The following is a 13,146-nucleotide window of genomic DNA, read 5'->3' on the forward strand; positions in this document are numbered from 1 at the left end:
ATGGAAAGTTATAGTGTAGAAGCTGTCCTTTCTGCTGTTGATAAAGGTTTTTCCAGTTCTATGCGAGGAGCAGAACGTTCTTTAGGTGGGCTGCAATCTGCTGCAGGTAAATCTACTGCATCAATTGGTAAGATTGCTGCCGGAATTGGTGTTTTTAAAGCTGTTAGTGCAGCAGGTAATTTTGTTACTAATGCTATTTCTGGCTTATCCGGAGAACTAGCCCAAGGTTCAAAAACTTGGAAAACATACACCGGAAACATGGAAAATTTGGGTAAAAGCAAAAAGGAAATTGCTTCTGTTAAAAAAGAATTAATGGATTATGCGACTCAAACTATCTACTCTGCTTCTGATATGGCTACGACTTATAGTCAATTAACAGCAGTAGGTATTAAAGGTTCTAATCAACTAGTTAAAGGTTTTGGTGGTTTAGCAGCAGCGGCAGAGAACCCCAAACAAGCCATGAAGACATTGAGCCAACAAGCAACGCAAATGGCGGCTAAACCAGCTGTACAATGGCAAGACTTCAAACTGATGTTAGAACAAACGCCAGCTGGTATTGCGGCTGTTGCAAAAGAAATGGGTATGTCTACTGCCGAAATGGTAAAGTCTGTTCAAGATGGAACAATTAAAACAGAAGATTTCTTCAACGCCGTAAAAAAGGTAGGGACAAACAAAGCGTTTTCCAAAATGGCTACGCAGTATAAATCTGTCGATGAAGCTATGGATGGGTTACAGGAAACCATTACAAATAAACTTCAACCTGCCTATGATAAATTTTCACAATTTGCAATAGACGGGATAGAAAAAGTAATTGAGGTTGTCGACAAATTAAATTTTGATAAATGGATTGGTGATATTAACTCTGTTGATGATCTAATTCAAAAAGTAATGCCGACGCTTGCTAAATTCGGTTCGGTTTTAGGAGCTGGTGTTTTAGCTTCCGGCTCGGCTCCATTTTTAGAAAAAATGCCTAGCATATTTTCTAGTGTGGCAGATAAAGGGAGTTTAGCTGCTAAATCAATTGGCAATATAGCAGAAAAAGCAAAAGAATTAAGCGGTAAAGCCAATTTGACTAATTTCGCAAAAGGATTTGAAACTGCTAGAACTAAATTGGGTGGTTTTAAAATCGGAATGTTAGACGTAGGAGAAGTTTTCGATAATGTTGACAATACTATTCTAAAAACAAGTAGCAAATTGATTAGCTTAAGCGATGAATTTCCTGAACTAGGTAAAGCAGCTAGTATTGCTGGGAAAAGCTTTGGCGGAATCTCCACCGGTCTTGAGACGGCAACAAGTGTAGGAACAACTGTCTTAAGTGGATTTATGAGTTCTATTACGTCAGTAGTCGGTATCGCTCTTAAATTAATAGCTCCTGCCGCTATTATTGGCGTAGTCTTAGCAGGTTTTGGTTTAGCAATGGACCAATTCGGAACTCAAATCAATAGCTTTATTCAAGATGTAGCGGTTAAAGGACCGCAAGTTATTAGTGGTTTTGCTGATGGGATTATCTCAAATTTACCTCGTCTAATTGGTTTAGGCGCTGAAATGGTCACAAATTTACTAAATGCTATTGCTGCTAATATTCCAGTAATTTTAACCAAAGGTGTGGAGATTGTAGTTACGCTTATTCAAGGTGTGTCTGATGCTATTCCACAACTAATTCCAGCGGCTTTAAACGTAGTAACCGCATTATTGAACGGGATTATTTCAAATGCGCCTAAGCTCCTAATGGCTGGTATGAACTTGTTATTAAGTTTAGTAGATGGAATCGTTCAAAACCTGCCGTTAATTATGCAATCGGCAGTATCCATTATCGTTAACTTAGTTACAACGATAGTTAGTTATTTACCACAAATTTTAAGTGTTGGATTCCAAATTCTCATGACTTTAGTAACGGGAATTATTAAAATGCTACCCGTTTTAATTCCTGTTGCTGTACAAGCTATTACGACGCTTATAGATGGTTTTGTTTCTATGCTTCCGGTAATCATCGATATGGCCTTAACACTCGTTCAAACGCTATTAGAAGGGCTTGTAAATAACCTACCGATGATTTTAGAAGGTGCAGTTCAAATTATTCAAGCCTTGGTTCAAGGTTTGGTGGATAGTTTGCCACAAATTATATCTATGGGAATCCAAATAATTATCATGCTTGTTACATCAATTATTCAAATGCTGCCAAGCATTCTATCTGCAGGTTGGGAAATTGTAAAATCGCTTGCGACTGGTATTTTGGAGGCAATACCAAACGTGTTACAAGGTGCATGGGATGGAATCAAAAACGGTTTTGGCAGTCTTTGGGATACCATTACTGGAAAATCTAAAGATACGAGTGCAAAAACCGCTGCGGATATGAGTGCCGCAACGTCGTCAATGCAAACTAGTTTAGATACATTTGCTAGTGGAGCGACTGCTAGTTTGTCAGGTCTGAATACAAATGCTAGCGGAATTACTGGAGATTTATCAAGTAATGTTATTGGTGACTTTGGTACGATGGCTAGCAGGAGTGGTGCTTATGCAACTGATTTAGAGGGGAATGTAGTAGATGCTACAAACTCATTAAGCAAGCTTGGGTCAGTTGATGTAAAGACGTTACAATCGAATGCAATTGATTCATTCGGAAATATGAAATCAAAAGGCTCAAGTTCTGTACAATCATTAGAAGCGTCTGTAACAAGTTCTTCTAGCAAAGCGTCGTCAACCGCTACAAATAACTATAACAAGATGGCAACTGGCGTTAACCAGTCAATGTCTAAAATAAACACAAATACTACTAATTCATTGAATAAAATCAATAGCACTGCAAATAGTTCAATGTCTAAGTTTAATTCTGTAATAAGAAGTGGATTTAATTCTGTACAGTCAACTACTAGAAGTGCTATGAATTCAGTTTCAAATACTGTTACATCCGGTATGGCTAGAGCTGTATCTATCGCTGCTTCAAGAGCCAATTCATTAGCAAGTGTTTTTCGCGGACTACATGGTTCAATGTATTCATCAGGCGTGTATGCAATGAGCGGTTTAGCAAGCGGTATTAATGCTGGCGCTGGAAGTGCAATAGCAGCAGCAAACAGTGTAGCTAATCGTGTTGCTTCAACTATTAACCGAGCGCTTAAAATTCATTCTCCATCTCGTGCGACAGAGGAGTCTGGGGAATTTACTACTGAAGGTCTTGAAGTTGGGATGTTAAACCGTCTTAGAAATGTGGCGAATGCAGCTCGAAGTGTAGCACAAACAGTCACAGATAATCTATCCATGCAGTCTAGATTTGACAGTGAACTGGCTTTTTCTGGTTCACCTTATAATTTAAACTTGAATACAAGCAGAAACAGAGTGGGTCAAAATGTTAGCGATATGAACACAAGACCTATTCGAATTACACTTATTTCAGAACTAGATGGACGAGTGATTGCGCAAGGCACTACTCCATATATCGATGCGGAAATGCAAAAAAGAAATATACGATTAAGCAGATTATCGGGTGACCGTTAGTCTGCTTTTTTAGGTGGTGCAAAATGTACAATTTTAAAGATACAAATGATAAAAAAGTTGCTGAGGCATCGCTTCCAGCAGAAGCCATGAACTGGGATGGTGTGTTTTTAGAAAAAATAATTCCTGGTTATAGAACATTGGCAGTGGAAGGTAGAGAAATAGCAAATACAGAATTTAAGACTACAGAAATTGATGCCTTTGATGGTTCTACGATAGTTACAAAAAAGAATAGCTCTAGAATTATTACTGTATTTTATCAACTTATTTCAAAAAATAATGCTGAATTTAGAGAACGATTTAATAAATTAAATACGATATTAAGTAAAAAAGAAGCTAAGTTTTATTTCAACGATGAAGCAGATAAGTATTTTGTGGGAATTAAATCAAATGCAACGCAGGTTCCTACTGGTCGTAATTCTATTACTTCTAGCTATGATATTTACTGCGCTGATCCGTACAAGTATTCTGTTATTCCAAAGCAATTACAAGCTAATCTGAATGAAGGAATCTTGAAAATGCAGGCGAATAATGAAGGGGCAGAAACCGCAGAATTATCATTTAAAGCGACTATGACTGATGATAATGGCTTTCTTGGTGCTGTGGGTCCGCTGGGTGCTATGGAATTCGGAAATATTGCGGAAGTTGACGGCTATGTTGATATGGCGGAAACTGTTTATAACGATCAAATGGTTCCTTCTGATGCTTCTAAGTGGACTGCTAACGGAGGGTACATTGAATGGGCTACATCTAACGGAGGCCTACCAAACAAAATTCAAGGATCGTTTAGTTGGACTGGTGAGACAGCTAAAGCGACAAATTTTGGCACAGCCTATAATGACAACCGTTGGTATGGACCTACTCTTGCAAAAACTATTAAAGCTAAAACTTCTGATGGAAAAAGTGATGGTAACTTTGTTCATCGTTTTTGGTTAAATCACAAGTCCAAGAAAAAAGCACGTTGTGTGGGTCGCCAAGAGGTCAATCTATCTAACGGGAAAGACCCGATTGCAACTTTTGTCATTTACGATGATAGCTCAAATTCAGTCCGAACGTGTCTTGAATTTACATTATTTGGTATCAAACAAGTGAGAATTGTAGCGGACACCGATTTTCAAGAGTTTTACGGTACCGTTGAAATTATGAAGGTTGACAACGAAATTACGTTTAAGGTGTATAACATGGATACTAAAAAGACACTTACAAAAACGTATTATGACGAACGTTTAAGTACAGCTAAAATAACTCATACGACATATTGGTGCGCACGATTTATGAATTTACCAATTTGTGACATGAGTTTAAATTATTCATTCTTTCAATGGATTGGCTCGCAAAGCTTTGTTGATGTGCCGAATAGATATTCCACAGGCGATGTACTGCGTTATGATGGCTCAACTGGCAAATTCTATGTCAATGATACTTTGACGATGAACGACATCATCATTGGTTCGACAGATTTAAAAATTCCGCCAGGGAATTGGGCGGTAGAGTTTTATTATTCTGATTTTGGCAAGACGCCGCCAAATATTGTAGGAACGTTAAGAGAAAGGTGGTTATAATTCTTGAAAATATATGTAATGACGAAAGCTGATGAAACTGTAGCTATTTTAGATAACTCAATTTCTGGCGCTCTCCATTATTTTGATGATGAATTCCACAGGTATTTAGAATATGGTAGGGGTACCTTTGACTTATCTATTGCCAAAAAACACGCCATGTATTCTAATGCTTCAACTGGTACAGAAGATGATTTTCAATATCTAAAAGAGAATCATTTTTTAGTTTTTCGATATAAAAACAAAGACTACAAATTTAAAATTCGGCGTGTCGAGGAAACTGAAACTTCGTTACGCCTTTTTTGTGAGGATTTGTCGTTCGACCTCATAAATGAAGAACGTGGACCATACAAAGCGGATAAAGCATATCCTATTTCAAAATATGTTAATGATTGTTTAGTAGATTCCGGTTACGAAATTGGGATTAATGAGTTCACTAAAAACGAGCGTACTTTAGAATGGGAAGGCGATCAAACTGTTTTAAAACGATTGCTATCAATTTGTAATAGCTTTGAAGCTGAAATCGAATTTGAAACGATACTGAATGATGATCGCACTGTCGATAAGCAGTTAGTGCATTTGAGAAAGCGCGTTGGGATGGATCACCCAGATGTTGAGCTTAAATACGGTCGTGATGTCTCAAGTATTCGCCGTAATGTGGATGTTACAGAATTAATCACAGCCATCAAACCACGCGGTCATGAAGAAGACGGCAAAGTTACAACAATCGCGAATGTAGAAAAAGAAATCAAAGATGAAAATGGTAACGTAGTTTTCTATACTAAAAAGGGTTCGGAATACATCTGTGCGCCGATGGCTAATCAAGAGTATGGGAACCCAAAACGAAAAGGCGGAGGCTACATTGTTGGCCAATTTAGTTATGATACTAAATCAGATACAGAGCTTTTTAATCGTGCGCTAACGGAGTTAGAAAAGAAATGTGTGCCGGCTTACGAGTTCGAGATTGAAGGATTTTATGACATCGATATTGGCGACACTATAAGAGCAATTGATGAAGGATACAATCCAATTCTTTTGCTAGAAGCTCGAATTAGCGAACAGACAATCAGTTTTAGTGACCCAACGAAGAACAAGACAGTCTACTCAAATTATCGAATTTTACAAAACAAAGTCAGTCAGTCACTTTTAGATCGAATTGATGAAGTCAAAAAATACGCAGAACAAGTAGCTAAGACGTATATTTTTTCTATTAGCAATGTCGGTTCACCAATGTTTAAAAACGGTGAAGGCGAAGTAATCTTCACAGCCAAGATTGAAAAAAACAATCAAGACATCACGGCCGAATTCACGAAATTCAACTGGATTAAGCAAAACAAAGATGGCTCGCTGGATACAATCTGGAACGCAGCTCATCAAAGTATTGGAAAGTCAATTACCGTTAAACCGGAAGATTTTGAAGATACGGCTACGTTTAGTTATGAAGCATTGCAAGACGATTTGGTTGTTGGCGGTGCAAGTGGCGTTGTGACTAAAGTTTATGACGGTGAAAACGGTAAAACTCCAGTTAAGGGTATAGATTACTTTGATGGAGAACCAGGTACTAATGGTCTTTCTGCTTATCTGCATATACGATACTCGCAAAACTCAAACGGGAATCCCATGACAGAAAATCCAGTAAATGCTAAATACATTGGTGTTCAAGCGTCTCAAAATCCTAATCCTTCTACTGTGCCCGCAGACTACATGTGGGCTGAATTTAAAGGCCAAGATGGTATTCCTGGTGAACCAGGTGCAAATGGACAAACTAGCTATCTGCATATCAAATATTCAAATGATGGTGGACAAACGTTCACTGGCAACGGCGGGGAAGATGCAGGATCTTGGATGGGTCAATATGTTGACTTCACACAAGCTGATAGCACGGATGTTAAAAAGTACGCATGGTCAAAAATCAAAGGCGAGGATGGAAAAAAAGGAGATAAAGGCGACCCTGGCAATCAGGGTATCCCTGGTGAGCCAGGTGAGAATGGTAAAACGCCATATACTCACTACGCTTATGCGTGGAGCGCTGATGGAACGGATAGGTTTACGGATACGTATCCTAATGAGAATTTGTTAAGTACAGGCATTGTTACAGAAAAATCGTGGATAAATACGGATGGAAGCATTCAAGAGCTTGCAAATGGCTTTATTACTAATTTCATACCAGTATCATATGGAGATATTTTTACACTTACTCAAGTTGATACACAAGCTACAGTTGGTGCTGTTGCCCTATATGACACAGATAAACAATTTCTGTCTCGTGCATTTTCAAGCAACGCGAGCATTTTTAACTTTAAAATAAATAATGCAAGTGCTGCGTATATGCGCATCACTGAAAAATCTTCTACAGGAACCTTAAAAAAAGGTATTAAACTTGAAGTAGGAGATAAACAAACAATCTACACTCCCTCACCATCAGACGATTTTGAAAACGCCTATCCAACCTATAGTGGCACTTACACGGACTACACAGCGCAAGACAGTCAAAACCCTGCAGACTACACGTGGAGCCGTATTTTAGGTGATAGCGGACAAGATGGCGTTGGCATTGCTTCAACAGCAATTACTTACCAAGCGTCATCAAGCGGAACTACAGCGCCAACTGGCACCTGGTCAACTACTATTCCAAATGTGCCAGCAGGCCAATTTTTATGGACTAAGACAGTTACAACTTATACAAATAATACTAATTCAACTGCTTATACAGTCGCAAAAATGGGTTCAGATGGTAAACCTGGTAGCAATGGCATTAGCGTATCATCTGTGGTGGAAGAATATTACGTTTCCACTTCACCAACTAGTCAAGCAGGCGGCGCATGGTCAACTACAGTCCCTAATAATGCTGATCCCAACAAGTATATTTGGCGCAGGCTAAAGACAACTATGTCGGACAGTACAGTAACGTATACTAATCCTGCATTGATTCAAGGTATGACAGGTATTTATCCGTACATTGGCCCAACGCAGCCAGCTAACCCCAAAGAAGGCCAGCAATGGTGGAAATCTGACAGTAGCGGCAATATCACTGACTTTAGGGTTTACAAGTCTGGCTCATGGCAGGGTCAAACAATTCAGCAGTCAGTATTGAATATTATTGAGTTAAATGCTGTGACCATTACTGGTAGCACTATTACAGGGACAAAAATCAATGGCGGTGTTATTAGTGGGGCCGAAATGCATAGCGGCTTCTATACACTAACTTATAAAGACGCTCCACTTTATATTCCTGGATCGGAAGAAAAGATTTATGGTAATGGGACAATGTTTATTAGCTTAGGGGAGATATCTGATTCATGTACTGTTTACAAAGAAGGCAGTACAGTCCCTCTCTATGATACCTTTATGCACCTTAAACACAATCGGATTGTATTTTTTAAAAATGCTCCTGCGCCGAGTTATCAAAGACTAAAGCAAGTAGAAATTGGTTATGATGGCCTTTATATACAAAATAACGAAGATTTTCCGGGTTATTCGCCAGCGAAATTAACCTATCAAGATTTGATGATTCTGCCTGAATCTAGTATGCAAAGTTATGGGGAAGATTGGGCAGCTTATTCGACTGACAATCCTCCAAGAGCGAGCAGGCAAGGTAGACAGGTACAACTATCTGGAGCATTTAGAAATTTAAGCAATTTAGCTGGAGGTACTACTAGCATAACAATGGGAACATTGCCGGTAGGTTTTAGACCTAAAGCAAACTACACCACCATCGCTAAAGGTTCATCTGCTTTAATCTTTATGTTGATTGTTAGAGCTAATGGCAATATTGATTGCGCATATATTATGGGACCAAATGGGAACACATATGGATTTCCTGCAGTAGCGGCAGGATCAATTTTTAACATCTCCTGTTCCTTTGTTGCTGCAGATATTTAGAGGTGAAAAATGACAGATAATCAGAAGAGATTTAAAGAATTATATATTAAAGATTGTATAAATGGATCTGGTAGGATGGGCAATGAACTGTTAAAACTTTTTGATGAAGTGTTGGCAGAATTTAATGATAATTCTGATGATATGTCAACGTTCATACAGTCGATTATTGATGAACACACACCACCAGAACCTAATGAACTTGAAAAATTAAAACAGGAAAATGCAGAGCTTCGTCAGCGTCAAGAGATGTCTGAAGAGGCTCTTTTACAATTGTCAGACATGATTTTGTCAAAATAGAAAGGAGATTTTATTATGTATTCAGCTTTAGAAATGCTATACGCCACACATGTGATTGAGGGCAAGCGAACGATTGAAAGTGTTCCCGCTTTGATCCGTGAAAATGTTGCTTTAATTGTCAACGATGCAAAAAAGCAAGAAGAAACAGAGCGATAAAATATTTGGTAATTGGGACAATCGGTTTTATCGCCGGTTGTCTTTTATTTTGAAGCAAAGAGGGAATGTAGATGGTAGTGTTGGATCAGATTAACGAATTTTTCAGGCAGTATTTTGGCGTTGGCTTGATTGGAGGAATTCTCTTTGCAGGACGGCAGTTTTTGAAACTCTATAAGGAGATTAAAAAGCGTAACGATCAGCTAGACGAATTGCTAAAAGGCCAGACAGAATTAGACACGCGACTGGACGCTTTGGAGGTGCAAGGCAATCTCCGTCAAGAAGCAAGCCTAGCCAGTCTCCACGACCGAATTTATGCATCGTACGAAGTCATATTAAAACGTGGAGCGGTAACGATGAAAGAACTAAACAACATGAGCCATCTGTGGAAAGCCTACAGTGGGCTCGGAGGAAACGGTACAGGACATGCGATGTATGAACGCATCTGTGCCATGCCTGTAATCGAGAAGGAGGAAGAATAACAAATGCCAAAATTTAAATTAACAGATGAACAATATGCAGTAATTAAATGGGCTGTTGGACTAGTTATGCCCGGCTTAGGAACGTTATTTGCAGTGATTGGAAAAACGTTAAATTGGCCCTTCACAGAAGATGTGCTGACTATTTGGACTGCTTTTACGGCCTTTTTAGGAATGATTCTTGGAGTGTCTAGTTATCACTACAATAAGGGGGATAAATAATATGTCATATACATTTAATCGAGAGTTTGCTTTGGCAGCGAATGAAGGTTCTAGTCAAAAAGCACAAAATTTATATGTAATTGCTCATGAAACTGCAAATCCTACCGCTACTGGGCGCAACGAAGCGACATTTATGAAGCGGAATTGGCGAAACGCATATACGCAATTTATTATTGGTGATGGTGGAATTATCTATTTAATTGGGGAGCCTGGCTATGTTGCTTACGGTGCGTTGTCCGCTAATCCATATTCGCCTGTTCAAATTGAATTGCAACATACGAAAGATAAAACGATGTTTCAAAAAAATTATGCAGCTTATATCTGGTTAATCCGCTGGGCTTGCAATAAGTATAATATTCCTAAAACGTTAGATGCTGGAAAAGCAGGAACAAAAGGAGTTAAATCTCACAAGTGGGTATCAGATAATATTGAAGGTGACCACCAAGACCCCTATAGCTATTTAGCTAGTATGGGAATCAACAAAGCACAATTTGCTAAAGATATTGCGAATGGAGTGAACCAATCGGTGAACACGACTAATAATACACGTAAAAGACAGACAGTTAACGTTTACTGGTTCACTTATGGGTCATCCGGTCATAAAGCGGTCATTGACTATTGTAAAAAATATGGCTGGAGCTATAAAGAAGAACGCAATAAGAATAGTGTCAAAATTAAAATTGGAACGTTCAACCAAAACTCTGATAATAAATTTGCTTTAGAAAAATGGTTGGCAAATAAAAATTATAATTATGATGTAACCATTTAAAATTAAAAGCCCTGGTCTCTTAGTTGAGGTCAGGGCTATTTTTTTGCAATTTTTTTTACATTCATAGTATATTTCGCTTTACTATAATAGTAAACCGTGCTATACTATATATGTAGATGAGGGAAGCACAAAGAAAGGATTGAGTGAAATGACTAAATCAGAAATTTTTAAATTAGCACACACTTGGACGAAGAAAGCTTTTGAAGACAATCGAGCAGAAGGTTCTTATTTAGCTCATTTTTCTAAATTCTTAAAACGTGCTTACCAAATCGCAAAACAAGCTGTCCCTGAAGATGCAGTTGCATTCGGATCAACCAACACAAAATTCAAAGGCGTGAAAATTTGGTTTGCTGCAAAAGAATACGGCGTTGGACGCAAAGCTCAACGAGAAGCACAAGGCAAGTTAGCAGTTAAAATGATGAATGACGTTCAGGTGCAAAAGGAAACTGAAAAAGCTGTTTTATTAACGTTTAACACAGCGTATGGCGAAAGCAAAAAATGGTTCCCTAAAAGTGTATTAGTAGCTTAAATTAAGAATTAGGAGGAAAAATCATGATTTTGAATAAAGAATATTACTATTTAAGTCCATCTGGCAAAAAAGAATTAATTAGCGGTAAAGTTAGCCCATCTAATCTGAAGCGAGCAAACGTACCAGATAAATTAATAAAAGACTACTCTTTAGCTAATGACAGAGTTCAGACAATATCAGGACTAAAAAATTCACCAGGCTATGCCACTGAAAATGGAAAGCTTAAATTCGAATCTGATACCGTAGAAGCAAAGAAAGAATTGAAAGCTGCGCATAAATCCATTGAATATTTTTTAGAGACACAGCAAATGTTAAATTTTGGCATTATTGACTTTCAAAAAGTTTTAAAACTACTAAACTCTGACGTTTCTGCATATCAAATTGAAAAACATACCGGTATCAGCCGTGTGGCAATTGGGAACTTAAAAAACGGAACGTCAGAAGTCTCTAAAATGATTGTTAAGAATGCTTACACACTCAGTGAATATGCTAAATCACTTGGAATGTAGGTGAGTTTATGCCGAAAAAATATGATTTAATTGATAAACGATTTGGAAAGTTAGTTGTTAAGGAGGAAGGTAATGCCACGAAGCAGGGGCAGATGTGGGAAAAAGAAACCATTCGACTTTAATTATACGAACTTACGTTTGTTTTGTAAAGCTAACAGATTATAAGAATGAATTTTCAAGGGGCAATAAAGGGGCAATAAGTCCGATATAGTCTAAAAATTATCGGACTGCCTACTGTTGTGTACCCCTAAAAATAGCCTGATTTTATCGGTTTTCGTGTTCAGCTGGATATGGTCAAATGGTGTCAATGTAAAAGACGCTGTAAAATAAAAAATTGCCGTGATGAAAATCACGGCGTTTTTTTTGTATATAAAGAGAGTAGTTTCTTATAAAAAATAAAGTGAAATGCTAAGGTTGTTGGTATCTCACTTCACAAACGAACTCTCTATAGTAGTAAGTCAAAATCTTAATAAATAGAAGTGCACAATTATCAAGGTTTCGTCTTATTGCTTGAGAGTTAAACCTGTTCAACTCGCTTTTCTTGTTAACTTTTCACGAGGAAAGTTATTATGCGAATTCGGCTAGTGCTACATAGGCTTTTCAAAAATGAATTTATTTTGTTTTAAGCGCTCATTTTATCTTCAAGATAAGTTTGCGTTATTTTGTGGGAGCGAAATAGCGTTGGGGTAGGCGGCGTAAAATAAAGATGCCCAAAATACCACAAGCGATTGCTTTCATTAACCCCGGGATAATAAAGGGAATAAAACCAGCTTTAAAAGCAGCTAAGAGTTCCATTCCAGTTCCAAATTTCAACCAGGCTGTTCCAAAGGCTAACGTAACCATGGCGCCGATGATATTTGCAACGACGGCCCAAAAATAATTTTTTTGCGTGTTATCTAAAATGCTCCCTGTAACTAAGCCATTAAAGATAAAACCAATTAAAAATCCACCCGTTGGTCCGAAAAGTACCCCAAAACCAGCGCTGCCGCCAGCAAAAACGGGTATCCCAATCAACCCCAAAATAAGATAAATGGTAATAGCCCAAGTACCGGTTTTGGTTCCTAAAATAGTGACGGTTAATCCAATGATAAAGGTTTGTAGAGTTAGTGGGATTAAACCAAAAGGAATGGTTACTTGAGATAAAATAGAAATGATACCGGCAAAAATTGCTGCTAATAATTGTTCTCGTAAAGTAATACGCATTTTTTTCACTCGCTTTCGTTAACTCCATTTGCAAATGGTTAACCAAATTATATTT

The 13,146-nt window shown here is 38.0% G+C and carries 11 protein-coding genes; 10 read left to right on the plus strand and 1 reads right to left on the minus strand.

All coding sequences use genetic code 11. The features are described 5' to 3' along the window. The 10 genes from RK01_RS12485 (at nt 1) to RK01_RS12525 (ending at nt 11,888) form a co-directional block, all read left to right on the plus strand. Nucleotides 1–3,492: a tape measure protein gene (locus RK01_RS12485; RefSeq protein ID WP_016173643.1), complete on the plus strand. Its 3,492-nt coding sequence runs from the start codon at nt 1–3 to the stop codon at nt 3,490–3,492. Nucleotides 3,493–3,515: 23 nt separating this feature from the next. Continuing rightward, a complete protein-coding gene (locus RK01_RS12490) occupies nt 3,516–5,051 on the plus strand; it encodes a distal tail protein Dit (RefSeq protein WP_016173644.1) in 1,536 nt (511 codons plus the stop codon). Nucleotides 5,052–5,054: 3 nt separating this feature from the next. Further along, complete coding sequence (locus tag RK01_RS12495; protein ID WP_016173645.1) at nt 5,055–8,930, plus strand: phage tail spike protein; 3,876 nt, start codon at nt 5,055–5,057, stop codon at nt 8,928–8,930. A 9-nt stretch (nt 8,931–8,939) separates the two neighbouring features. Beyond that, nucleotides 8,940–9,227: a hypothetical protein gene (locus tag RK01_RS12500; RefSeq protein ID WP_016173646.1), complete on the plus strand. Its 288-nt coding sequence runs from the start codon at nt 8,940–8,942 to the stop codon at nt 9,225–9,227. Between the two features lie 15 nt (nt 9,228–9,242). Beyond that, nucleotides 9,243–9,383 carry a CD1375 family protein gene (locus RK01_RS13825; protein WP_016171604.1) on the plus strand — a complete coding sequence of 47 codons (141 nt, stop codon included), beginning with the start codon at nt 9,243–9,245 and terminating at the stop codon, nt 9,381–9,383. A 71-nt stretch (nt 9,384–9,454) separates the two neighbouring features. Continuing rightward, a complete protein-coding gene (locus RK01_RS12505) occupies nt 9,455–9,862 on the plus strand; it encodes a hypothetical protein (protein WP_016173647.1) in 408 nt (135 codons plus the stop codon). Between the two features lie 3 nt (nt 9,863–9,865). Further along, nucleotides 9,866–10,081 (plus strand): phage holin, encoded by a 216-nt coding sequence (locus tag RK01_RS12510; protein ID WP_016173648.1) that lies wholly within the window; start codon nt 9,866–9,868, stop codon nt 10,079–10,081. 1 nt (nt 10,082) lies between these two features. Beyond that, a complete protein-coding gene (locus RK01_RS12515) occupies nt 10,083–10,850 on the plus strand; it encodes a peptidoglycan recognition protein family protein (protein WP_016173649.1) in 768 nt (255 codons plus the stop codon). Between the two features lie 148 nt (nt 10,851–10,998). Then, complete coding sequence (locus RK01_RS12520; protein WP_016173650.1) at nt 10,999–11,379, plus strand: hypothetical protein; 381 nt, start codon at nt 10,999–11,001, stop codon at nt 11,377–11,379. 23 nt (nt 11,380–11,402) lie between these two features. Beyond that, a complete protein-coding gene (locus RK01_RS12525; protein WP_016173651.1) occupies nt 11,403–11,888 on the plus strand; it encodes a hypothetical protein in 486 nt (161 codons plus the stop codon). A 657-nt stretch (nt 11,889–12,545) separates the two neighbouring features. On the opposite strand, the gene RK01_RS12530 is transcribed toward RK01_RS12525, so the two are convergent. Then, the gene (locus RK01_RS12530; protein ID WP_016173653.1) at nt 12,546–13,091 is read right to left on the minus strand and encodes a biotin transporter BioY; all 546 of its coding nucleotides are present in this window, start codon (nt 13,089–13,091) and stop codon (nt 12,546–12,548) included. Between the last annotated feature and the right edge of the window lie 55 nt (nt 13,092–13,146).

This window comes from Enterococcus dispar ATCC 51266 (genome assembly GCF_000406945.1).
Lineage (GTDB): Bacteria > Bacillota > Bacilli > Lactobacillales > Enterococcaceae > Enterococcus_C > Enterococcus_C dispar.